The organism is Nostoc linckia z4, assembly GCF_002608075.1.
GTDB classification, from domain to species: Bacteria; Cyanobacteriota; Cyanobacteriia; order Cyanobacteriales; family Nostocaceae; genus Nostoc; species Nostoc linckia.
The window spans coordinates 39,785-64,312 of record NZ_LAHA01000009.1 but is presented as its reverse complement, the minus strand read 5'-3'; the positions used below and the strand labels follow the sequence as shown (position 1 = coordinate 64,312).

The 24,528-nt window shown below is 40.8% G+C and carries 14 protein-coding genes and 3 tRNA genes; 10 read left to right on the top strand and 7 right to left on the bottom strand.

All coding sequences use genetic code 11. From position 1 onward, the window contains the following. Positions 1-40: 40 nt before the first annotated feature. Positions 41-3,253, top strand: coding sequence for a glycoside hydrolase family 15 protein (locus VF06_RS09965; RefSeq protein WP_099067104.1), 3,213 nt, complete (start codon positions 41-43; stop codon positions 3,251-3,253). Between the two features lie 365 nt (positions 3,254-3,618). Here VF06_RS09965 and VF06_RS09960 read toward each other — a convergent pair whose 3' ends face one another. The 3 genes from VF06_RS09960 to VF06_RS09945 form a co-directional block, all read right to left on the bottom strand. Then, on the bottom strand, positions 3,619-5,241 hold the full coding sequence (locus VF06_RS09960) for a DUF4335 domain-containing protein (protein WP_099067103.1): 1,623 nt from the start codon (positions 5,239-5,241) through the stop codon (positions 3,619-3,621). Positions 5,242-5,494: 253 nt separating this feature from the next. Continuing rightward, on the bottom strand, positions 5,495-6,100 hold the full coding sequence (locus tag VF06_RS09955; protein WP_099067102.1) for a DUF3038 domain-containing protein: 606 nt from the start codon (positions 6,098-6,100) through the stop codon (positions 5,495-5,497). Between the two features lie 935 nt (positions 6,101-7,035). Next, on the bottom strand, positions 7,036-9,981 hold the full coding sequence (locus VF06_RS09945; protein WP_099067100.1) for a sensor histidine kinase: 2,946 nt from the start codon (positions 9,979-9,981) through the stop codon (positions 7,036-7,038). A 136-nt stretch (positions 9,982-10,117) separates the two neighbouring features. Here VF06_RS09945 and VF06_RS09940 point away from each other — a divergent pair, with 136 nt between their 5' ends. Next, positions 10,118-11,074: an alpha/beta fold hydrolase gene (locus VF06_RS09940; RefSeq protein ID WP_099067099.1), complete on the top strand. Its 957-nt coding sequence runs from the start codon at positions 10,118-10,120 to the stop codon at positions 11,072-11,074. A 450-nt stretch (positions 11,075-11,524) separates the two neighbouring features. Further along, on the top strand, positions 11,525-12,667 hold the full coding sequence (locus VF06_RS09935) for a quinone-dependent dihydroorotate dehydrogenase (RefSeq protein ID WP_099067098.1): 1,143 nt from the start codon (positions 11,525-11,527) through the stop codon (positions 12,665-12,667). A gap of 35 nt (positions 12,668-12,702) precedes the next feature. Here the strand turns inward: VF06_RS09935 and VF06_RS09930 are convergent, their stop codons facing one another. Continuing rightward, entirely contained in the window at positions 12,703-13,437 is a 735-nt protein-coding gene (locus tag VF06_RS09930; RefSeq protein ID WP_099067097.1) for a hypothetical protein, read from the bottom strand. A gap of 332 nt (positions 13,438-13,769) precedes the next feature. Between VF06_RS09930 and VF06_RS40560 the strand changes: the two genes are divergently transcribed. The 5 genes from VF06_RS40560 to VF06_RS09920 all read left to right on the top strand — a co-directional run bounded on the left by VF06_RS40560 (position 13,770) and on the right by VF06_RS09920 (position 16,878). Continuing rightward, positions 13,770-13,902, top strand: a tRNA-OTHER gene (locus VF06_RS40560). A 34-nt stretch (positions 13,903-13,936) separates the two neighbouring features. After that, positions 13,937-14,062, top strand: a tRNA-OTHER gene (locus VF06_RS40555). Between the two features lie 23 nt (positions 14,063-14,085). Then, positions 14,086-14,224, top strand: a tRNA-OTHER gene (locus tag VF06_RS40550). A gap of 211 nt (positions 14,225-14,435) precedes the next feature. Beyond that, positions 14,436-16,040: a TROVE domain-containing protein gene (locus VF06_RS09925; RefSeq protein WP_099067146.1), complete on the top strand. Its 1,605-nt coding sequence runs from the start codon at positions 14,436-14,438 to the stop codon at positions 16,038-16,040. 61 nt (positions 16,041-16,101) lie between these two features. Beyond that, the gene (locus VF06_RS09920) at positions 16,102-16,878 is read left to right on the top strand and encodes a hypothetical protein (RefSeq protein ID WP_099067096.1); all 777 of its coding nucleotides are present in this window, start codon (positions 16,102-16,104) and stop codon (positions 16,876-16,878) included. 71 nt (positions 16,879-16,949) lie between these two features. Here VF06_RS09920 and VF06_RS09915 read toward each other — a convergent pair whose 3' ends face one another. Continuing rightward, positions 16,950-18,410: a tetratricopeptide repeat protein gene (locus VF06_RS09915; protein ID WP_099067095.1), complete on the bottom strand. Its 1,461-nt coding sequence runs from the start codon at positions 18,408-18,410 to the stop codon at positions 16,950-16,952. A 41-nt stretch (positions 18,411-18,451) separates the two neighbouring features. Further along, a complete protein-coding gene (locus VF06_RS09910) occupies positions 18,452-18,730 on the bottom strand; it encodes a LuxR C-terminal-related transcriptional regulator (RefSeq protein WP_099067094.1) in 279 nt (92 codons plus the stop codon). Between the two features lie 130 nt (positions 18,731-18,860). On the opposite strand from VF06_RS09910, the gene VF06_RS09905 reads away from it, so the two are divergent. Further along, complete coding sequence (locus VF06_RS09905; RefSeq protein WP_099067093.1) at positions 18,861-19,520, top strand: exonuclease; 660 nt, start codon at positions 18,861-18,863, stop codon at positions 19,518-19,520. 535 nt (positions 19,521-20,055) lie between these two features. Then, on the top strand, positions 20,056-21,402 hold the full coding sequence (gorA, locus tag VF06_RS09900) for a glutathione-disulfide reductase (protein WP_099067092.1): 1,347 nt from the start codon (positions 20,056-20,058) through the stop codon (positions 21,400-21,402). Positions 21,403-21,811: 409 nt separating this feature from the next. Here gorA and VF06_RS09895 read toward each other — a convergent pair whose 3' ends face one another. Next, the gene (locus VF06_RS09895) at positions 21,812-24,163 is read right to left on the bottom strand and encodes a CHASE2 domain-containing serine/threonine-protein kinase (RefSeq protein WP_099067091.1); all 2,352 of its coding nucleotides are present in this window, start codon (positions 24,161-24,163) and stop codon (positions 21,812-21,814) included. Positions 24,164-24,528 lie beyond the last annotated feature (365 nt).

Here is a 24,528-nt window from a genome sequence, read left to right as displayed (position 1 = left end):
ACAGCACCGAACTTTGCAAGCTCCTCTGCCAAACAAAATTATGAAAACATCTACCGAATTGCTAACTCGCCTAGAGTATTATTATCAACAAATAAAGACGATTATTCTCACTCGGCAAAATCCAATCACAGGTTTACTACCTGCGAGTACAGCAATTACAGCCCACGGCGATTATACTGATGCCTGGGTGCGAGACAATGTTTACAGTATTTTGGCAGTTTGGGGTTTAGCACTTGCATACCGCAAAATTGACGATCGCCAAGGACATAGTTACGAATTAGAACATAGTGTCATCAAGTTGATGCGCGGGTTACTGTTTGCAATGATGCGGCAAGCTCATAAAGTAGAGAAATTTAAACATACTCAATCTTTACTGGATGGACTGCACGCCAAATACAATACCAGCACAGGAGACATTGTTGTTGGTGATGATGAATGGGGTCATTTACAACTTGATGCCACATCTTTATTTTTACTGATGTTGGCGCAAATGACCGCCACGGGATTGCAAATTATTTATACGATTGATGAAGTTAATTTCGTTCAAAATTTGGTTTACTACATTGGACGAGCTTACCGCACACCAGACTATGGTATTTGGGAACGTGGTAATAAAATTAATCGTGGTAATGCTGAGTTAAATGCCAGTTCCGTAGGCATGGCAAAAGCAGCTTTAGAAGCGATGAATGGATTGGATTTGTTTGGCGTGCATGGTAGTCAAGCATCAGTAATTCATGTGCTACCAGATGAAATTGCCCGCGCTCGTATTACTCTAGAATCGCTATTACCTAGAGAATCTGGTTCCAAAGAAATTGACGCGGCATTGTTGAGTATTATTAGTTATCCTGCCTTTGCAGTGGAAGACTTACAACTGCGCCAACGCACTTTAAACGATATTATCAACAAACTTGCAGGTAAATATGGCTGCAAACGTTTTCTACGTGATGGACACCAAACCGTTTTAGAAGACAGCCAACGCTTGCACTACGAACCTTGGGAACTAAAGCAATTCGAGCATATTGAATGCGAATGGCCGTTATTTTTTACTTATTTAGTTTTAGATGGATTATTTTGTGGCAACAAAGAACAAGTTACAAAATACCAAGAACTTTTATCAACATTACTGATCGAACAAAATAATTTATATTTACTGCCAGAACTTTATTATGTTCCGGCACAAAACGTAGAAGCAGAAAGAACAGCACCCCAAACTCAACCACGTTTACCCAATGAAAATATACCCTTAGTATGGGCACAAAGTTTATACTTCCTTGGTCAAATGTTGAGTGAAGGATTAATAGCAGTTGGTGATATCGATCCATTAGGCAGACATTTGTGTGTTGGCAAACAACGGGAAGTTTTGGTACAAATTGCGTTGCTAGCAGAAGATGAAGATTTACAAGCCAAATTAGAAGTGCATGGAATTGAAGCCCAAACACCAACCCAAATAGAACCAATCCAGGTGAGAAAAGCTGGCGAACTTTCAGCTATTTATACCCAAATTGGACGAAACACGAAACTTGGTTTAACTGGCCGTCCAGTGCGACGGTTGCGGAGTTTAACAACATCGAGAATATTTCGGATTCGCAATCAAACAATTGTATTTTTGCCCTCATTTCTCGATTCTCGACAATTTTACTTAACCCTTGATTATCATTTTTTGATAGCTCAAATTAGAAGCGAATTAGCTTACATTCAAAAATATTGGAGCGATTTAGGGCGTCCTATTTTAACTTTAATGTTAACCCACACCATGTTAGAAATCGGTTCTGAGGCATTACTAGAATTGATGCAAGAACTCAAAGATGGAATTTGTAACGGTGTGGGAGTAAAATTAGGGCGGCTAAATCAGTTAATGCTCACAGCTGGAATCCAAAGAATTGATTTTCTCGAAGATGCAGAATTTTCTGTATATCCAGTCAAAAATACCGGACTACGTTGCTATTATCTAGGTTACCATCCTGAAAAAAATTGGCGTTTGGGTCACACTCAAGAATTTCAGATGGAATGTGAAACGAACTTAGGATTATTGCTTTCTTATTTGCGCTCATCAGAAAATCTTTACGAGCAAATTGAATTATTACAAACTTTGACTCGTTTGCAAGGAATCGAATTTAATACAGGATATGGCGGCCCTGGAAATACTGTTACCGTAGGGGATTTACTAGATGAAGTTTATACCAAAGCTGGAGATTTAGGCATTTGGGCCGTGGTACGTCGGGCTGCGGGGTTACGCAAGATGGTTGATATCAGCTTATCAGATGCGGTGACGAGTATTTTGGTACAAGGTAAGCAAATCGCTGTGGGTAAAGCGTACAGTGAAGCATCCTTAATTACCGTACCCATGTCCCACGATGAAATTGCTGATAAAATTAGTAACTTTTGTCGTGAGGATATACGCGATCGCGTCCTTACCCAGGAAATTTTAATTTATCTCGGAGTTCTAATCAAATCCGAACCAGAACTATTTCAAGGACTCCTGACACTGAGAGTCGGCTATCTAATCTTATTAATTACCAGCGAATTAGCACGGGAATTAAATGTCACTCAAGATGAAGCTTATGATTACTTAATGCAACTTGCACCCTTTGAGGTGAAAATGCGCTTGCGTCAGGTATTAACTGCATATACTGGTATGAGTAACTTGTTACGCCAGCAAGAATCATTGCACGTCAAACAAAAAGAAAGCGATATTGCTTGGGTGGTGTCACCAGCAATTTCAGAAGAAATCCAAGTTCCTTCTGGTGGTTGGCGGCGGTTTCGCCAAGGAGAAGGGGGGACGGGGCGGGTACCAAAAGACTTTTTTAAGCAAGTTTGGTTATTAATGCAACATTGCAAAGGTTTGGTAATTGGCGATAAATTAGAGCGTCGCAATCGTTTAGATAGTGAATTAATGTTGTCAGAAATGACAGCAGGAGAAAGAAATTTTGCTTTATTAATTGAGCATCTCCTGAATAAAATCGAAGCTCCAGAATACCGCCAAGTTAATATTGAAGCATTAATGGAATTAGCAGCCATCGCCGCCAATAATCCCCAACTGCAAATCGAAGAATATATAGTATTAGATGTCTTAATTGGCCATGCAGTGCGGTTGGCATGGTTAGAACATTATCCAGAAAAAGGCGATCGCTATGACGAAGATAAAGCCAATGCGTGGCGATCGTTTTATAATACCTCTCCGAGAGATTGTGCTAGCTATATCCTCAAAGCCTTCCGTTTCTTAACAAAATTTGCCGAAGTCACTACAACTTAAACACAGAATATCTAGAGAAAACCCTCAAAGGTGCCAGGAATGCAAACAAAAACTCGTACAAAGTTTGTACTGGACTGACACAACTAAAATGTTGCAATAAAATTTCTTGTGGGATGGGTGTCCTCACCCGTCCGGGCGGGCAGGATGCCCACCCCACAAGAGTCAAGCTAATGGACTATTTTAGCTGTATCACGCTACTACGCTTTGTCTCCCCTCCCCGCAGGCTCTGAGGGGATTAAGAAATGGGGTGCAATGGCTATGGGAATCATAACTAATTATGCGGACATGATATAAATGCTGCGTTAGGCGCTTTATAGCTCAATACAGTAGATCGCTTTGTTAACCCAAAGGTATTGCTTGATGCCTTACTCATCAGGAAAAGTCTGTACCTTGCCATCAGGACTGAGAACAACTCGAATTCTGACGTTTTGTCCGCGGGTATTAGCGGAAACAAAGGGTTGACCAACTTGTGGCATTCCAGCGCTATCAACGTATTCTCTTGCTGCTTTATTCAGGGGAAAAATTCGTTCTACTGTACCATCAACACTGACTATCAAACTGTATTCTAATGTTTGTCCTAATCCCGCCGGTGGTTGCCAGCGCTTTGTCAGGTATTCCCTGGCTTCTGCTACCTGGGGTGTATCAAATAATGTGCCGGTTGCCACTTGTCTTGATGTGGGTGGTTTGCTGCCATCCCCTAATCGATCGATGAATGGATTACTAGTAGGAGTCACAGAGGAAGGCTGTTCTGTGGGGAGTTTATTTACAGGAGCAGCTGCCTGTAGGGCACTGATTGTTTCGTCGAGTTGTTGCGACGGGCTGAGTGGCGAAGTTTGGCTGGGGACATTGCTACGGTTGTTATTGGGTATGGTGGCAACCGAGGGAGGAACTATTGGGGAGACGTTGGGTGAAAAGTTGGGTGTATTAGAAGATAAGCTGGGGGGTAAATTGCGTCTCTTAGGGAGAGCTTCTGCTTGGGGATTTTTTGAGGTTGTAAGATTCTGTCCCAGATTTGGGAGTATGGCAATTTCTTGTCCGGGGATTTTGCTAGACGGTGCGATAGCTGAATTGTTTGGTGAGATTGGAGTTTGACTCTGAGCTAAAGGAGGTATGCCCAGTGCATTATTAGGCAATACAGATGGTGTGGTAGGCAAACTAGAATTATTGGTTGTTAGCGGTGTTTGGGGCAAACTAGACACCGACGGTGGAGGGGTGGAACCAAGCAAATTATCTGCTGGGGTAGTGATTCCAGGTTGGGGTGTGGGAAAGGTGAGAGGAGATGAAGGTTGTAGGGCGGTTTTCACCTGTGTAGGATCTGATGTTTTAGCTGTCTGTTGTTTTTGCCTAATGTTGTTAGCATATTGCCAAGTAACAGGTAAAAAACCCACCGCTAATACTAAGACTGCGGCGATAGGTGCCCAAGCAGGGAAGCTCATATCTGAACTCCTTGTGTTAAGAGTTGGGAGTGCCATAACATTGGTTGAGTATTCGTCTAAAGCAGTTGCCAAATCGAATAATTGCAACAAACTCAGTTGAATCACTGGCCCGGATGTTTGATTTGCGAGAGAACCGAGAAATAGATTGTGAGTTAAATAGCTGCTGGGTTCTAAATGTATATTTGACCCTGTAAATGGGGTATTAAAAGAATTTAATGTTTTTGTTGATAACTCTAATTCTGGTTCATTCAGTGCCGTGCTAGATTCTTGGGTACCAGAGAAACTAACCCAAAAGCTTTCTGGAGGCTGTTGGAGGAATTGCTGTACATAGCTGGTGACTGCATCACACAAAGCTTCTAATTGATTGCGATCGCCTCGAATAGGAACTCTGTGTTCTTCTGGTAATCGGGGATCGTCAAAACGTAGCTCAAAGGTTAGTTGCTTGAGGACAGTTCTTCCCATCCATCGCGACAAAGGCGAACTTTGCGCGAATACTTCTAGCGTGCAAGTGGGAGGTGTGTAGCGACGAATCACAGTATTTGATAGAGGCATGGCAGGAACAACAAGGAAGACTATTTGGGATTTTGCTTACTACTAGGTCGAAGTAAGCTATGGGTAGCATGTCATAGACAAAAGTCGAGTCAGTTGCTTGCAAATAATCGATTCTTTTTTTGTCCAGACTGATGTGCAAACAAGAACCAATGTTGATGGCGCATTACCCAGGGGCTAGCGATGCTCAAACAGGTTTCTTGACTTAGCAAACTTACATCGGCGAATTTTGGTTGAGGAATCTCAAAAATCAAATTTAAAATTTTGTAGAACGGTCTATAAGTGCTAGCCAAAGACGGCGATGCCCACCAGGGGCACTGTAAAAAAGTAAATCTACAAGCAGTTTTAGTGCCAGGTTGTTAAGTAAATCTGTTGAGATTTGCTCGTCCTCTTCCATCCGCTCTTGGTAAGTGTTGCAAAAAGCATCAATATAATCTCCAAGTAGAGCAGCCTGGTGAGGTTCCCGGTTACTTTCTGCCATTTGTTCTAACAAACCAACAGCGCGGCGAATCAATTCTTGGTGCTGTTTGGCAAGGTAACAGACGATCAGAACAAGCGATCGCGCTTCTTCTATATCTAGCTTTTTTCGCCCTCCTTGACCTTTGCGTAGCGGATTTGATTGGCGCAGTCGCCATAAAGCTACACGGTCTGGCACTCTTGACTCTAAATTCAAATCAGTTGCCGCCGAAAGCATAGCCTCAGAACCAATCCCAGTTAAGGTTTCTAGTGCCAACAGCACCAAGTCTAATTGGGTTTTGATATTGTCCCATTGAACTGTGTTAGGAGCTGGAAGCTTGATTAAATCCTCCCACTGGGTATTTGGAGTGGCTGAGTTGGTGGCCGAGTGCATAACTTTTAGCATAGGTGATCGAGCTGATGGGGAATGGTGCTGTTACCCATTTTGAAACCAGACTTTCCAGAATAAAAGTTGGTTTCCTAAAACTAGAAGCCAGAGACTGGATCTAGCTTTTATTTCTGTAGTCACAGCAGGTATCTTTGTCCTACTCTAGATGAAAATTTATTTTCTACAAAGTAGAAAATTATTAATCACAGTTAAGGTTTACCTAATTTTTGTGAATAGTTCCGTACAAAAGTATAAATAATGTAAGAATCCTCATCGCTATTTACTACTAGTGAAGTATGTAGAATAACTCCTAATATTTTCACACGATAGAATTTGAAGTATTTCAATTCTTATCAGTTCAGATGCCTGTGCTTATAATTACTACACAAATCTTTCATCAATTTACCGTGTGATTTCCAGCCATTAGTACCAATCAATGAGTCATAACTGATAACTAATTTTTTTCCAATCATAGAAACTGTCCCTTGAACCATAATATTTCCGGCATATCATGTACCCTAAAAGATTTATGATTTAAGCTGACGCGGGGACACGGGGATGCGGAGACGCGGGGACACGGAGACGCGGGGACACGGGGACGCGGGGACGCGGAGAGATTTTAATAGTAAGTTATTAGCCGGAGACGATATCACTGGAAGCATCAGCTTTTTGTGAATCATTGTTAATTTTTATAAAAATACTCTTGTGGTCAAAGGGATGCATCTCAATACTGCTCAGGTTTTGGATTTTAAACTGGAATTTGGTTTGGGGAAAAGGTTAATGGTTCGACAAGCTCACCAACCGGGTAAGGGTTAAAGGTTTTTTCTTTCCCTTTTCCCCTTTCCCTTTCCCCCTTAACCGACAAGTATTGGGATGCATCTTTATTGGGGAAAGGTAAAATACCAAACCTTTCCCCCTTTCCCCTGCCCCTTTTCCCGACTTCTCTTAGAAGTCTAATCATTAGCTGCTAGCGGCAAAAGCAATCGGCTGACTACTCGATTATCGGGTAATTGATAGAAATTCAACTCTCCTCCTAGTTCCTGCATCAGGTTTTGGCAAATTATTAGGTGCAGGCCTGGTGGTTGGTTGAGGTTAGAGGAAGCAAGGACATCTTTGAGGAGATTTTCATGTAAGTCTGTTAGTAACTCTGCTTCAATAACGCCGTTGTGGGTAATGGACAGTTCTAGGGATGTCACATTATTAGCACTTACTTTCACAGCAGAATCTAGCCCCAATTGTGATGGATTTTTCTTGGTCTGTGTGGGTTGATGGTCAGTTAAACGCCGACACCAAATGTCAATGCGACCGCCGATTGGAGAACGATTGCAGGCATTAACCAGCAATTCATGGATTACCAATTCAATTTTCATGATATCCCCTGCGATCGCCATTGCCAATTGAGTGTTGGAGTTAGGAACGCCTCTAGGTAATAAACAGCTTTTTGGTGATTCTCCATCCTCAATCGGTTGTCCTAAACCATGCACGCCTATCCAGAGTTTTTGTTGTTTGAGTAAATTGTCGATGCGTTCGAGCGATCGCTTTAATAAACTAGCTATGGGCATAGTTTCCCAACTTTTGTGTAGCTGCCATTGTTCTAGTTTGAGTAATCCACTCATGGAGGTGGCTGTGTGGTCTAATTGCCTTAGCAGCAATTGATAGCGCATCTGAGCTAATTCGTTTGCTGGAATGCCTAAATCGCGTATTTGACTCAAAGACAGCGCTGTGATTCTTTGAATTTCTTCTAAGCGGCGATGTTTGTACCAGTTGAGTTGTCGTAATTCTTCGGTTGTGGACTCTAAAAGTTGATTAATTTGCTTTTGACGACGCCACCAAGCTAATTGAGTAATCAAATTTGCTATGGTATTCAGGCTTGGTTCTGACCAACGGCGTTCTTGAGTGTCTGCTAATAAAACTACACCTGTGGTTTCATGTTCTGTATTAGTACGTAAGGCCATAATAAAAATTTGACCTTTATCTGGCGTGTTCAGCCATTTTCGAGTTTCTGGAGGTAAATCCTCTACTTTCAGGGTTAGGTAACTTTCTGTCTCCAGTGCCCACTGAATTAATGCTTCATTGCTAGTGGAAATTGATGCACCAGCAAAAATTCCAAATTGGCTATTGGCTGTGACTCCAGGTATAATTTCTGCCCAATGTTCTCCAGACGACCAAGAGAAAAGTACCGCTAGGGGACAGCCGAGAATCGTTGCTATTTGTTCTAGTGCTGTACATTCTAGATCCTTTTTTTGGGGGTCGATTTTGCTGTTGTAGGATTTTGTGAGAGTTTGTAGAGTTCTCTCAAAAGCTTGGGAAATTTTTTGTTGGTGTTGGTTGCGGTTATGCAATTGCCACTGACGAATAATGACACCGATTTGTTGGCTGATAGCCCAGAGTAATTCTTTTTCTTGAGTTGTCCAACAGCGATGATTTTCGTGGGCAATGATTAAAATTGCTGGTGGAATTTGACCTTGGAGGCATTTGCAAATTAGTAGCGATCGCGTTCCATTCTCTAACAACAAAGCACGCCAATTAAAAAAGCGTAAGTCTTCGTCTAAATTCTCAATTTCAATTGCTTCATTAGAATTTTGCAACAGTTTGCCATCTAATTCTTTTAGAGAATCAAGGGCAAATTTTAACGGTCGGCGATTATGAGGCTGACTTTGATAAATAAATTGATAATTATTTTGTTCTGAGTCGTATTGTAATAGCAAAAAGCGAGTGGCAGCAAATCGATCTAAAACTTTTTTGGCACAATTTTGTAAGGTATCCTGAAGTTCATACTCGCTATAAATACATTGGACGACTTGACTATTAAGTTGAGCATCTTCTTTAATTTTTTGGATGGTAATTTCGCTGTTTTCATGGGGAGCAATCAGCGAAATTAAGCCAGCTGCACCTTGGACAAAATTTTTATCTGTCTCTGTCCAAATCCGGGGTTCATTACTTTCTACTGCCAAAAACCCCAACAAATTTTTTTGCCAAATAATTGGAGCCGCCAAAAGCGATCGCACTTTCAAACGTTGTAGCAATTTGGCTGTAAAATGACTTTTCAAGGAACTGCGGGCATCACCAATAACAACAATTTGGTTAACTGATAAAGCATAATAAAAATCGCTTAATTCCTGCACTGTCATTCCTGCTGCCGGCTGAGTACTAGAATTAGGATCGATTTTTACAAGTTGATTGCTCATACGACACCAAAAATAGCGTCCTTCCCGCTCAAACCAGTAGATATTTGTGCGGTTGGGAGAAACAAATTTATGGGTTGCTTGCACCGCAGCTTCTAGTTTTTGATTTAATTTACTCAGGTTGCGTAAATTTTCTAGCAATTCTAATAATGGCTCATCAGTTCGCTTGGCTTGTTTTTGCTGCAACTGCACTTCATGTTGATAAAGCACTGCACCGAGTTCGCCTAAAACCATCATTAAACGTGCTTTTGCTTCCCCTGTCAGTAAGTAGCCCCAGCGCTCTGAACCGAGTAACAACAAACCTAAGCAACGGTCTTTATAGCGAATTGGTATAATAATTGTTCCTTGAATTTGAAACTTTTCTGCGATTTTTCGCCATTCAGCAGCGCGAGTTTCAGCTCGCAAATCAGCTACCCCCAAGGGATGCTGCTCAATCACGATTTGTTCTAATAAATCTCCAGGACTAATAACAAATTTTTGGTGTAAAAAGCTTGTATCTTTGTGAGGAATTATACCACCTTTACCAAACAGTATATGATTCAGGCGATCGTAAAGAGCAATCCAAACAAGTTTGTAATCAAACTGTTCTTGAAGATAAGAAATAATAATTTGAATCAGAACATCAACATCATCTTCTTCCCTCAGGCTCTGGAGGACACGCCCCAATGAAAGGATCTGCTGTTCAGCGGCTATGTTTTTTTGCGGCTGCCCCATCTGATTTATCGTTTTACATAACTTGTAATATATAAGATGCCCAGAAAAGGACTCTGAATAATATTGCCACAGCTATTAAACTAGTCACCAAAACGCTTATTAACAGGTTAATGGTGAAATACAAAAGGCTTTAATTATGAAACAACGCAACTTTCGCACTATCAAAACAAACGGAGTTAATCTCAGGACAGTTGTTGAGGGTGAAGGGCCTCTGGTAATTTTGCTTCACGGTTGGCCTCAATGCTGGTATTTGTGGCGTCACCAAATAGACCCACTTGTGGAAGCGGGTTTCAAGGTGGCTGTTCCCGACCAACGAGGTTACGGTGGTAGCGATGCTCCGGAAGAAGTTACTGCTTATGACATCATCCATTTAACTGGAGACGTTGTTGGCATTGCTGATGCTCTGGGATATGCAAATTTTACTGTTGTCGGCCATGACTGGGGTGCGCCCGTAGCTTGGAACACAGCATTACTGCATGAAGAACGAGTAAATGCCGTTGTTGGTATGAGTGTCCCCTACTCTCGTTACCCAGTGGGAGAATTGACCAAACAAGAGAACTTTGGAGATCGGTTTTGGTACATAGTCTATTTCCAAAAGCCTGGAATTGCGGAAGCTGAATTGGAAACCGACATCCGCCGTTCATTGCGGATGATTTACGCTAGTGCTAGCGGCTCCAACGCTCAAGAAATTTTCTTCAAATTTAAGCCATCAACCTCCGGTTTTCTAGATGGGTTACTTGATTCCCAGGAGCAAGCATTGGGAGTAACCCAAGAGGATCTGGATTATTATGTAGAGCAGTATCAACGTAGTGGCTTTCGTGGCGGGTTAAATTGGTATCGCAACCTTGACCGAAACATGGAAATTACTCCCCAACTGCAAAATAAAAAGATATCCCAACCAGCTATGTTTATTGCTGGCGAAAAAGACGCAGTACTCCAGTTTCCTGGAATGAACTTGAATGAAATGAACAAGTTGATTCCTAACTTGAAAGAACAAGTTATCATTCCTGGCGCTGGTCACTGGATAAGTGTGGAGTCTCCCCAAGTAGTTAATCAAGCCTTGCTGGGGTTCTTAAAAGATTTTGCGTCTTAAGCTTGTATGCCTCTTGACCTTGTATGTTAGTTTGAGCAAACCAAAACCCAACAAATTCCTTGGGTTTCACACCTCAAACAAACCTACAAATCTGATATTGAAACACAAATAAACTCTAATTGATTCTGAATTCTGTAGGACTTACGCAACGCCGATATTGTCATTGCGACCGAAACGGAGTGTAGGGAAGCAATCCCAGCGTCAGGGGGGATTACTTCTCTACGAGACGCTGTGCGTAGCTTGCTTCTGTGTAGGAGTACGCTATAGCTCGTAATGACCGAATTACGTTATTTTTGCGTAAGTCCTGTTCTGAATTCTGATACCAATTTGAAAAATGATTGCGACAGATGTATAGCCAAAAGCGATTACTACTAACTGTTTCACAATCCAAAATCTAAAATCTAAAATCCAAAATGGTATGAGTTCTGAATTCTGTTTACATAAAAGCTAATGGATATTTATCAAGTTGCAATTCGTCCACTATTTTTCAATCTGGTAAAAGCAGACCCAGAATGGTTACACCAGCAGACAATTGGCAGTTTGAATTGGCTATCACAAACAAGCACTTACCCTCCTGGAAGTTGGGTAAATCACCGTCTAGAAAAATCTTTGTGTTTATACGATTCGCGTCTAGAACAAAGTTTATTTGGGCTAAAGTTTCCTAATCCCGTAGGTTTAGCCGCTGGGTTTGATAAAGATGGTGTTGCTGCTAATATTTGGGCTAGCCTCGGTTTTGGCTTTGCAGAATTGGGAACTGTAACTTTTCATGCCCAGCCGGGAAATCCTCGTCCCCGTTTGTTTCGTTTGCCATTGGATAAAGCTGCTCTCAATCGTATGGGTTTTAATAATAGCGGTGCAGCAGCAATGGCAGCAAGATTGTCACAAGAAAAACAGGAGTTAACTCGGTCAATACCCATAGGAATAAATTTGGGTAAATCTAAGGTAACTCCTCTAGAAGCAGCCGCACAAGATTATCTTGATAGTTTTCGCCTACTTAAAGATTTGGGAGATTATTTTGTTGTTAATGTTTCTTCCCCAAATACACCAGGACTACGATCGCTCCAAGATGCTGCTATGCTCAGTGCCATCTTAGAATTATTACAAACAGAAAACGCATCACAAAAACCAATTTTTGTCAAGATAGCGCCAGATTTAACATGGGAAGCGATCGCTGACATTGTTTCTCTAGCAAAAACCTACCAACTAGCTGGAATTATCGCCACTAACACTACTATCAGTCGCGATCAACTCAAAACTCAGGTAATTGAGCAAACTGGGAAATCACCCCAGTCAGAAGCTGGCGGAATTAGCGGCGAACCATTGCGCCATCGCTCCACTGAGGTAATTCGTTTTATTTGGCAACAAACTCAAGGACAAATTCCGATTATCGGTGTTGGTGGCATTTTTTCCCCACAAGATGCTTGGGAAAAAATTACTGCTGGTGCTAGTTTGATCCAAGTTTATACAGGCTGGATTTATGAAGGCCCACTGATGGTACGCCGAATTCTTAAAGGTTTGCTTGACCATTTAGAACAAAGCGGATTAAATTCCATCAGCGAAGCTGTGGGTTTAGAAACCAAAACTAAAAAGTAAAACTTTAAAGTTGTTTACTTTTGCCTTTTGCCTTTTTATTCTTCCACAGGGAAAAACTCTTTAGTTTTTTCCGAATATGACCAAGCGATGCCATCAGGGTCTCTGCTGCGACTCCATTCTGGAAATTCTGGGTCATTTCGCCGTTTATAAACTGTGCTGGAATACACATTTAAGCGCTTGGCTAGTTCAGATTGAATTAGAGAGCCAAAAAGTAATTGTTTTTCCAGGGTTCGTGTAACTTCGTTATGGGTAGGCTGTGGGGGTGCTTCTGTTTCTGGTTCTTCTTCTGGTTCTTCCTCCTGTGCTATTGGTGGCGGTGGTGCTAAAAGCGATCGCGCAGTTTTGGTAACTGGTTGAGCAGGAAGTTGCTTGACAGGTTCGCTACTGTCAAGAATGTTGCCTAAAATACTGCCAGTTATAAAGTAATAATACTGACTTTCGTCTTCCGAATTTACGATACTAGCCCCAAATTCCTGAGCTTTAGTATCTAAGTAGCGTTTTGCCGTTGTTCCAGGAAAATTACCCTTGATGGCCAAGTCCATTGGCGTCAGTTTGCCTTGATTTTCCCGAACTAACTGATGAAAAATGGGGTTAACTCGACGAGTCCACTGTTGCCATTGATATTCCTGCCAAAGCCTAAAAGCAATTACCAGCACAATTGCTGCTAGTAAAACTCTCCAGGTTGCAACCAGGAAAATAATCAAAAACGAGAGGGGCAAAAGTATAACGAGAAAAGCCTTACCGTTACCTTCTATGGATTTTTCACTCATGCTGATTTTTGCCAAGTGAATTTTGGAAAATTAATACTAATATATTGGCAAAAATTTGGACTTTTTTTGTATCCTTTGGCAAATTTTCTGGCAAAAACTTTTCTTAATATTGTTTTCTAGTCACCAAAACCCTACAAATTGCACACTATTAACTGAAAAAATGGCAAAAATGATTTGCTAGATTCAGATCGGAGTATAGCGATCGCCCCTGGCTACACTAATACAAATAAATTAGTTTGCCAAACACTTGACATTAAATACTACATATACTACATTAATAATACAAGCGATGTTCATCATTGAACCTAAAATCCAAACTCCAAAATTTTCATGTAGTGGATAGCTCAGTGGCTAGAGCGCCTAAATATATCCTTTTTTCACAACTTGCCTGCAAAGGCCGACGAATTGAGGGTTATCGCCTGCCAAGCGGGAGGTCGCGGGTTCAAATCCCGCTCCACTACGCCAAACTCCTAACTCCTAACTCCCAACTTTATACATGTGGCGGGTAGCTCAGCGGCAGAGCGCTAAAACATCCTTGTTCACCCCTTGCCTGCAAAGGCCGACGAATGAGGGTTATCGAATAGGGTTCGAGAGGTCGCAGGTTCGAGTCCTGCTCCGCCACCCAAAACCTAATTTTGAATTGTCTTTTGGTGGGTAGCTCAATCTGGTAGAGCAATGAACGGGTTAATTACCCATAGTCCTTAGTTCACAAACTTGCCTGTAAAGGCCGACGAATCGAGGGTTATCGCCAATTCATAGGTTGCAGGTTCAAATCCTGTTCCACCAGATTAAATTTTGTGTTTTTAATTTTCATGTGGCAGGTAGCTCAGCTTAGTAGAGCGCCGAAAAACATCTTTGTTCAACCCTTGCCAGAAAAGGCTGAAGAATTAGGGTTATCCCATTTTAAGCCGGATGTCACAAGTACCCTACGGGAAGCAAGCTACAAATTTTGCCCTGCCACCTTTCATTTTTGCCTGCAAAGGCCGGGAGATGAAGCAATGAATTACAATTTTTTTACTAAAAAGAAAACAACTACACCACAAAATCAACCTATCCCCGGACGGGAAGCCGAGATGATTCAAGGACGTTCCGGTGGTTGGATGTTTGATGCTGGTATTTGGAAAATGCTGCGTCGTTGTCTTTTGGTCGGCACAGCAAAAAGCACTTACTACGCTGGCAAACAAGAATTAACTGAAGATTTTGTGGCAGTTGTCAGACAAGCTGTTACTGAAAATCCCAGCCGTGTGGCGGAAGAAATTTTATACGCTAGCGATGGACGTGCCATCAATAATAGTGCGCCTATTTTAGCTTTAGTGTTGCTGTCGATGGGTGAAGCACCACAAGCAAAACAAGCTTTTGGTGAAATTTTCCCCCAAGTCGTCCGCACCGGTAGCCACTTCTATGAATGGCTGAACTACACTAAATCTCTACGGGGATTTGGTAAGGTGGTGCGAGAAGCTGGTAAAACTTGGCTTTCACGGGAAGATGTCAAAGGTTTAGCTTATCAACTGTTGAAATATCAACAGCGTCAAGGCTTTACCCATCGGGATGCATTGCGGTTGTTCCATGTCAAACCGCCTACAGAAAATCACCGTCAACTATTTGAATGGGTGGTTAGAGGCTGGGAAGAATTGCCAACAGACATTCCCTCAGAAGCATTAGCGCAGATTTGGTGGTATGAATGGCTGAAACGCAACCCTACCCAAACCCATGAAGCTATTTTGCAAGGACGCCTAACCCACGAAATGGCTGCACCCGTAGGCAAAATGGACAAAGCTGCTTGGCAGTTGTTATTTCAGGAAATGCCAATAGGTGCAATGCTGCGTAACCTTGGTTCTTTGACTGAATTGGGTGTTTTGCGAACTGACGAAACCGCCAATTTAGAGCGAGTAGAAGCAGTTCTCAACAACCAAGAACATCTGCGTAAAGGTCGCATTCATCCCATTGATGTTTTGAAAGCACTCAAAACATATCAATCTGGTGGTAGATTAGGACGCAGCCAGAAGACTTGGAACCCAGTTTCTCGAATTGTGGACATTTTAGAAAAAACGGTTGAACTGTCTTTTGATGTTGTGCAACCCACAGGTAAAGTGTTCATGCACGCTGTAGACGTTTCTGGTTCTATGGGTAGCTTAGTTGCAGATATGGGGCTGAGTTGTTGTGAAATTGCCACTACAATGGCACTAGTCACAGCAAAAGCAGAGAAAAACTACATGATTCGTGGCTTTGCTACAGAATTCCGGGAATTGAATATCACAGCCAAAGATAGTTTTAGTTCTGCTGTAGCCAAAGCTAGAAATCAAAACTTCGGTGGAACCGATGCATCTGTGGCTTACGAGTGGATGATTAAAAACAAGTTCAAAGCAGATGTTGTCTGCTTTTGGACTGACTCAGAAAGCTGGGCAAATAATTATCAACATCCTTGTCAAGCTCTTGCTCAGTATCGGCAAAAGGTAAACCAGGATATAAAAGCAGTGTATATTTCTCTTGCACCTTACCAGATCGCCCTTGTTGATCCAAACGATAATCTGTCATACGATATTGCCGGATTTGATCCAGCAGCACCGCGTATGATACAAATGATTGCAAGTGGCGATGTTTAATTTCACTTGAGTTTACAAACCTGTTATATTACCTCTGTTGATACCTGTAAGCAAAGGTATTATGGCAGGTTTTATTGATTGGGATACAGTACCTCTTGGCACGAAGCCTGATGATTTAATAGCTAGAGAGCTGAATGTAACTAGGAGAAAGGTATGCACAGAAAGAAATAAAAGAGGTATAAAGCCATTTATTGGCAGAATACTTAGTCAAGAAGGATTAGGTCTTAGATCTATATATGAAGCAATGTATGATGCTGTACTGCATGAACAAGGTATACAACATTCACATGAAGTCCCTGTACCAAATACAAATTTTAAATCAGACTTTAAGATTAATGACACTTTTCTTGAAATAGCAGGAATGCTAAATTTCAATAAGTATAAAGAAAAATTCTTAAATAAGAAATTTGCTTATGAACAGCTCGGTATTAATGTAGTATGGCTGGAAATTGAAAAAGTAGAAATCTTATTTAGTAACTGCAATTTACTTATTAAATTTAGAGAAAATACAGGATGTAAACTTTGTGGATATAACAGTATAAGGCTGGTCAAAGATATATGTCATAAATGTTATTGTAAAACCTGGAGGCAAGCGACAGATCGTGAAATTAGTATATGTGGATTTTGTCAAAGAGAATTTCCTCAATACAGCCCAGATAGTAAGTTTTGCTCAAGACAATGCTATTGGAATAGTATGAAGTTAGATTTACCTTCTATAGATTGGCTTGAAAGTGAAATCGCCGCGAAAAGTATGTCAGAAGTAGCTGTTGAACTAGGCGTCGATTATTATACATTACACAAAAGACTTTACAGAAATAAAAAACGTAAAACACAATAGGATTTTGTAGCAGCTTAGAGGGCGAACAGAACAGCAATAGCGAAAACATAGCTTTTCAGTTTAAAGGGCTTTTAAGAAATATCCTGAATCTCATCATCAATTTTCTGCACATCAACATCTAGTTCCATAGATTGAAACAGTTCACGGGCTTTTCCCCAAGCATTCTTGGCTTCTGATGTTCGACCTAGTTCTTTTAACGCAAATCCTAAATTAAACCAACCATTAGCTTCAAATCGACGGTGACCAAGCTGCTGTGCAATTTTTATCCCTTGTTTAAGGTATTTAATTGCTTTTTTATTTTCACCCAAGCAACGATAAGCATCACCTAGATTAATTAGAGAACCAGCATCCTCCCGATCAACAGAAAAAACCTTTTTTATTGCCCTTGATGCCTCATAGTACTTGATAGCCTGATCGTAGACACTATTTTCTAGGTAGATAATACCTAGATTATTAAACGCATGAGCTTTAATTTCATGATGCCCAATTTTTGCGGCAATAATTCTACCCTGTTGCGTGTATTTGAAAGCCTGCTCATAATCTTCTAAATCGATGTAAGCAAGACCAATATTTACTAGAGAGCCAGCTTCACTTTCAAAATCACCAATATTTTGTGCAATTTTTAGGGATTGCTGATGGTGGGTAATAGCCAAGCTGAATTGCCCCATCCAATAACAAGCATCACCTAAACAAGTGATAGCAACCATAAGTTCCCATGTTTCTGATTGGCTATGTTGCCATTGAACCAACAAATTTTCATACAGACTTGCCCGTACAGCATTATAGCCACACAAACTTAAAAATTTATCAATACTGTTGTCATAATCATCACTATTGAAAATCGTGTAGAAAGCTTGAGTATACTCTTGGAGTTCGCAGTACTGATAAAAGATTTCTAAGTATGCTTTTATATCTTCTAATGTTTCACAATTACTTATATCAGGAGTAATCAATTTATAGTAATTAATAACCTTTCTCCGTAATATTTCAGGTGGATTACCTACCTTTTGTTTGATATACTGAAACACAAAGGGATGAAATTGATATAGTTGAGATCCTTGAGCTAGATCTATTAGAGAACGAGCTTTCAATTCATCTAGAGCTTGTATCGTTTTCCAAGCACTAGCAGGTTCTTCATTCTCAGCCAAAACTACTGCTGCGGCATCCCGATCAAATGAAGTACGATAAATACTGAGATTCAATAAAAAGCTTTGCAAGTCTAGGATTAAATTATCAAAATGTTGCTGTAATATCCAAGCAAAGAAAACTTTTTCTCTGTCTCGATAAAGCATAGGCATTTCATTCAACAATAATTCTATTCGTCTGAAATTAAGTTTTTCTACTTCTTGAATATGAGTACCTGGTTTTAACTTTGATGCTACTAGGCGCAACATTTTAGGGTGTCCGTTTAGATATTTAGAAAAATTTACCAATTCTTCAACAGATCCAACAATTTTCAATTCTTGGAGCAGCCGTGCCCCATCAATTGCTTCTAATCCTTGCAACTGTAGCCAATAGCCATATCCTTCCATCACTTCAGGTTGAGTTTGGGTTGTTAGCAGCAGTTTACTACCTACTCCATTTTGAATCCAGCGAATAAAAATAGCTCAGGTTTGTACTTAGCAAATAGAGCGATTAATTCTGGAAGCTTTGAATGGCGTTCGTCGGGAAATTCATTATTTAAACCAAATAATTTACAAATTTCCTCACGATGTTTTCTGACAGTTGATTTCTGAATATGCAAAGATTTGGCGATCGCTTCATCTTTTTCGTTAGCCAGTAGTTTTAGCAGTACCTCTCGCCGCCTTTCAGTTAAGCCATTAAATACTGCATTGAAATGTTGTTGATTCATAAGTATTAACCCATCACAACCACAGTACACATATGTGTACTCTATATAGTCACAAAGACTCACAGCATGTGTATTACTTGTGTACTAAGCTAACGCAAAAGTTGATGTAGTAATTCATCACTCACAATTTATGAAATCTACTTACATCAACGGACGATGCTACTATCAAGGGGATGGTGGCGTTCTTCTTGCTGCTGTCACCACAGTTTTAAAAGCAACACAGGCACCTGAGTCTCTAGCCGCCCTTTCCTATTGGCGTAATAAAGTTGGCAACACAGAAGCAAATAGAATTGCAGCTAACAGTCGTCGTCGAGGAAATGCTTTGCATCAGTTAATTAAGGAACACCTGCAAGGCTATTTACCCAAACCTGATAACAGCCTAATTCAGCCTTACTGGTATAGCGTTCAATCTGTACTAAACCAACTTAGCGATGTTCAACTGGTTGAACAAGTTGTGCCTAACTATCAAGAACTTTACGCCGGAAAAGTTGATTTAGTTGCTCGTTATCAAGGTGTTCCCCATGTAATTGAATGGACGACAGCAGAGCAACCAAAACTGAGATTTGATAAGCTTTATGATAAGCCTTTACAAGTAGCTGCTTATACTGGTGGGATAAATCGCTATTATAACGATCGCCTTTTCAACTCCAAGATTCACCATGCTCTCATTGTCGTAGCTTTACCAGGTCAAGAAGCAGAGATTTTTCAATTTGACCGCCCAAGGCTAATTCACGTTTGGAACCAATGGCTTTGTCGGCTGAAGTTTTTCTACAGTGTCGCTGCTGCATAAAAGTACGATCGCATACCCACCCGTCAAAAGCGATCGCATTCTTCTTTCTGAGATTAAGCGATCGCCTTTATCATAGATTTAATGTATTAATCTATACTTTATGTTAGTAATACAAAAATCTTTATTAAGAATTCCCAAGTTTTAGTCACAATAGGTTAATCGTAAGTTGAGTAATATTGGTAACAATACTACAAAAAATCATTCTGAAGATGAAGCTGTTATTTATTATTGAGGGATGGACTACACCAAGTGAAAAGCGTAGGCATCGCCAACATCGACCTCTTGTAGAATGAGTATGTTGTCTGTTCCACAACAAAATGTCATGTAACTTAGCAATAATGGGGCGATGGCTAGGTTGGTCTGCGCCTACGCTGTTATTTTTGTAGTAATTGCGGTTCAAACGGCAATGCGCTACATATTAGCGTGTTTCACTATCGATTTGTCCACCCAAAGACAGTAGATCAAGTTTTGTCTGAATAACTATAAGGGATTAAATAGCTCTGCTTTCCAAAAAGTTGAAAAGGAACAGATTTTTATGACATTTGATTATGATTTGTTTGTCATTGGTGCTGGGCCTGGGGGATTGGCAGCAGCTAAAAAAGCAGCTAGTTATGGCGTTCGTGTTGCCATTGCCGAACAAGAAGCCCTTGGCGGAACTTGTGTTAATCGTGGCTGCGTTCCCAAAAAACTGATTGTTTGTGCTGCTGACTTCGCCCTGCAAAATAAAATGGCACAGACTTATGGGTGGAGTGATTGCCCGACATACTTTGACTGGACATTATTTATTAAATCTGTATACAAGCATCTTGACACCATCAACGAATTCTATTCTCAGCAATTACACAAAGCTGGAATTGAAATAATTTCTGAACGTGCCAGTTTTATTGATGCCCATACTATCAGTATTGGCGATCGCCAAGTTACAGCAGATAAAATTTTAATTGCTGTGGGCGGTCAACCCCTAAAGCCCAATATCTCAGGTATAGAATATGCCATCACATCCCGCGAGATGTTTCAGCTACCTTATTTGCCGAAACGTTTGACAATCATTGGCGGTGGCTATATCGGTGTAGAATTTGCCAGCATGATGCAAGCTTTTAGCTGTCAGGTGACACTGATTGAAAAAGAAAAGATGATTTTGTCGGGGTTTGATGATGATGTTCGCTCTCATGTGCAACAAGCTTTGAGTAAACGCAAAATTAAGTTATTCACCAATACCACCGTTCAAAAAATCAAATATTCAGAAGAGTGTTTGCTGTTAACTATTAATAGTGAAAGCCGAGAAATAGTTGTAGCAGATACTATTTTAGTTGCCGCAGGTTACACCCCAAATACTAAAAATCTCGGCTTGGAAAATGCCCATGTCGAAGTTAATGAACATGGTGCAATCAAAGTAGATGAATACAGCCGCACCAATCAAGAAAATATCTTTGCTGTCGGTGACTGTACCAGCCGCATCCAACTATCTCCTGTAGCAAAGGCAGAAGGTATTGCCTTTGCCAATACGGTTTTTGGCAACAACCCACAAAAACTAAATTATGATTATGTCCCCTCTGCTGTTTTTTGCCGTCCAGAAGTCGCCAGTGTGGGCATGACCGAAACCAAAGCCAGAGAAAAATATGGTGCAGCTGTAAAATGCTACTACAATGAATTCCAACCACTGTTTTATCAACTAACTGCAAAAGATAAACAAGCAAGCATCAAGTTAGTAGTAAATGGTGACTCTGATGAAATTTTAGGCGCTCACATGGTGGGTGAAAATGCGGCAGATATCATTCAAAGTCTTGGTGTTGCAATTCGCAAGGGCATTACAAAGCACGATTTAGATGAAACAATAGGTATTCATCCCACAGCAGGAGAAGAATTTTTGTCTTTGAATTAAGCTGTTCTGCATTTAAGTTGCACATTGACTCGATTAGATTGTTGACTGTTGACCGTTAACAGTCAACAACAACTACGCTAATGTAGTTAGAACTTACGCAGCAAGATTATTTGTTGTGGTCGGGCATAGGGCGTTTTTTCTTGCCCCATGCCCAGCCCAAACCCTCAATTCTTCCTTTACCGTAGGTAAGCCATATCAATCCCAAATCCCAAATTTCAAATCTAATAGGACTTACGCAACGCCGATATTGTCATTGCGACCGTAACGGAGTGTAGGGAAGCAATCCCAGCGTCAGGGGGGATTACTTCTCTACGAGACGCTGTGCGTAGCTTGCTTCTCCGTAGGAGTACGCTATCGCTCGTAATGACCCAATTACGTTATTTTTGCGTAAGTCCTGTCTAAAATTCATTCAAGTTGTTTCTGACGATCTTGCTGGGTAAGATTTTGTAGTAATGTTTAATTCGTCTAAAGTACTCATCGATGAGTCATTTTGTTGGGTGGGATATCCGCTTTGGGGATTTATTATGCTAGTAGCTTCCAGAGCTTCCACAGCTTTTAGAACCTCTGATGCAGACTGATATCGTTGTTTGAAGTCATCCTGCACCATTGTAGTGAGAATCTTAACTAGAGAGTCACTCACCTGGACTCGATCGCTCCATTTTATCTGTCCGTCAGCATCCCTTTCTAACTCACGCGGTGTGATACCAGTTAAGGCTTTAATCCCAAGCATACCCACTGCATAGATATCACTACTGTATTGTGGGCGACCCAAACATTGCTCGGTTGGCGCGTAACCCTGAGTCCCAATACCGATGGTGAAAGCAGTTTGCTCTTGAGGTTCTAGCTGTTTGCCTGTGACTTCTTTAACTGCGCCAAAGTCAATGAGTACGAGTTTTCCGTCTGAGTGTCGCCGGATGATATTGCTAGGTTTAATATCCCGGTGAATCACATTGTTTTCATGGACAAATGTTAATGTTTGCAATAAGTCTTTGATAATTTTGATTACTGCAATTTCTTCAATTGCTCTACCTGGCGGCAATTCATGATTCAGAGGATGACCAAGTATGTATTCTTGTATTAAATAAAATTCTTCATCTTCTTCAAAATACGCTAAAAGTTGGGGAATTTGCGGATGATTTCCCAATTTTTCGAGTGTTTGTGCTTCGGAATTAAATAAACGTCTGGCAAGTTGCAATCCTCCTGGTTTGGTGTTGCTTGGTTTTAATTGCTTGACAACACATCGCGGGTTCCCAGGACGTTGGGTATCTTCAGCAACATAGGTTTCACTAAATCCCCCTGCACCCAGAACTTTGACAATTCTGTAGCGCAGAGCCAACATTTTTCCAGATAAAGCTAAATCCCGCTCTTGAATTAGATCTTGCAGGTCATCTTGTTGACTGATGATTTCTTGGACAACCGGAGAAGTTTTATATTTCTGAAATATATCTACTAATTGACGTTTTCTAATGTTTTCTCTCACCATTGAGGTTCCCAGGTAACTCAGTCCGCAACAAACGATGGCCACCATTGGGATGCTAGTGGGGAAAATTAATCCATCGGAGACAAATAACCCATAGCTAATTCCTAGCCAAGTACCAGATAAAACTAAACTATAGAGAAATCGATTAAGGCTATGCTTATTTCTACTAATAATTAATGCTGATGTGCCTACTAAAATTAACACAAACAAGCCACGCAATGGCAGAGTTTGAATTTCTTGGGTAATGGCTTTACCTGTCATTAAAGTGGCAATGGCATTGGCATGAATTTCTATCCCCGACATGGGTTCGGGACTCTTACTAGCTGCTACTGGATAATAATCATTATTTAATTTATCTGTTGAACCAATCAAAACAATCTTGTTTTTGAATACTTTTCCCTGTTGTAAATAAGTGTTCCAGTTTTCTGGATCTAGTACGTGCCAAAATGGTATTTGTTCAAATGTTCCCGCAGGGCCCCAAAAATAAATACCATCGCCTTTTGGTTGCGGATAATTTAGTTGTGCTGCCCTCAGTACTGCTTCATCAAAGGCAGGTAGCCTATTTGTAAATAAATTTTCTTCATCTAACAATTTGGGAAACTCACTCGCCAATCGATGAACTTTTCCATCCACCTCCAAAGGAAAATTAACTGAACCAATGGAAACTGACTCTGTGTGAAACATTTGTTGTGGTGGTGTCAGCTGCGTAAACGATCCTTGGTGCGTCTCGAAATTTTCGTAGAGGGCTGCTAAAGCAACTTTGCTACCATATTTTTTCAGTGTTGCTTGCAGTTGGCGATCGTCATTAGGGCCATAACTACTTGGTGTATCAAAAACAAGACCTAATCCTACACAACGAACACCTGCTTTCATTAATTTTGTAATTACCTGGGCATATGCAGCACGTTTGTAAGGAAAAGATTTCAGTGTTTCTAGGTAGGCGTACTGTTGCGGATCTGTTTTATAGTACTGTTCTGGAACTGATATTGACTGATCGTCTATTGCTAAAATTACAATGTCTTCTGGAGGGACAATCGGCCCTCGTACTTGAAAAAAATGAGAAAGTACCTGATTCTCCATCAATTGAACTAAATCCCAACCAGAAGCAGTCAGTACTGCTGCGCCTATTGCCCAAGTGCCGGCTAGTAGATGACCTAAACGAACTATCCACCTAGACTGTCGTGCTGCTGTTGTAGACGTGACTTTTGTAGGTTTACTAGGCAGTCTGTTGGCAGCAGAGACAGAGTTTTTGGTTAAGGTAGATGTAGATTCTTCTGCCATATCGTGTTACTGATTGATTTAAGTCCAACATTTTTATTTATTCAGACCACCTTCTAACTACAAACACATTGAAATAAGACTTAAAATGTTAACCTTATACATTTGTAAAGTATCTTCTATTCATCAAAAAACTTCGATTAGCAAGATTAGCCCCCAAGAAATTATTTCTCAGGCACTATCTAAGTTATTTCTTGTCTGTTGAGCGAGTGACATAAGAGTGATTGTCCCACACATCGGAGCTAATATACTCTGCCTGTACACTTGTTTACTGTGAGATTTTACCTCAAACTAACCAACAGGTATACTCTCAACTGGGTGCTTTACCAGCAAGTGTTACAACTGTGTCTTCTATCTTTGGTGCAACT

Bases quoted from the DNA above. Each gene is read 5' to 3' on its own strand.
- VF06_RS09935 (WP_099067098.1), top strand. From the start codon at position 11,525: ATGGATATTTATCAAGTTGCAATTCGTCCACTATTTTTCAATCTGGTA.
- VF06_RS09940 (WP_099067099.1), top strand. From the start codon at position 10,118: ATGAAACAACGCAACTTTCGCACTATCAAAACAAACGGAGTTAATCTC.
- VF06_RS09895 (WP_099067091.1), bottom strand. From the start codon at position 24,163: ATGGCAGAAGAATCTACATCTACCTTAACCAAAAACTCTGTCTCTGCT.
- VF06_RS09915 (WP_099067095.1), bottom strand. From the start codon at position 18,410: ATGGAAGGATATGGCTATTGGCTACAGTTGCAAGGATTAGAAGCAATT.
- VF06_RS09965 (WP_099067104.1), top strand. From the start codon at position 41: ATGAAAACATCTACCGAATTGCTAACTCGCCTAGAGTATTATTATCAA.
- VF06_RS09905 (WP_099067093.1), top strand. From the start codon at position 18,861: ATGAAATCTACTTACATCAACGGACGATGCTACTATCAAGGGGATGGT.
- VF06_RS09955 (WP_099067102.1), bottom strand. From the start codon at position 6,100: ATGCTAAAAGTTATGCACTCGGCCACCAACTCAGCCACTCCAAATACC.
- VF06_RS09930 (WP_099067097.1), bottom strand. From the start codon at position 13,437: ATGAGTGAAAAATCCATAGAAGGTAACGGTAAGGCTTTTCTCGTTATA.
- VF06_RS09960 (WP_099067103.1), bottom strand. From the start codon at position 5,241: ATGCCTCTATCAAATACTGTGATTCGTCGCTACACACCTCCCACTTGC.
- gorA (WP_099067092.1), top strand. From the start codon at position 20,056: ATGACATTTGATTATGATTTGTTTGTCATTGGTGCTGGGCCTGGGGGA.
- VF06_RS09920 (WP_099067096.1), top strand. From the start codon at position 16,102: ATGGCAGGTTTTATTGATTGGGATACAGTACCTCTTGGCACGAAGCCT.
- VF06_RS09910 (WP_099067094.1), bottom strand. From the start codon at position 18,730: ATGAATCAACAACATTTCAATGCAGTATTTAATGGCTTAACTGAAAGG.
- VF06_RS09925 (WP_099067146.1), top strand. From the start codon at position 14,436: ATGAATTACAATTTTTTTACTAAAAAGAAAACAACTACACCACAAAAT.
- VF06_RS09945 (WP_099067100.1), bottom strand. From the start codon at position 9,981: ATGGGGCAGCCGCAAAAAAACATAGCCGCTGAACAGCAGATCCTTTCA.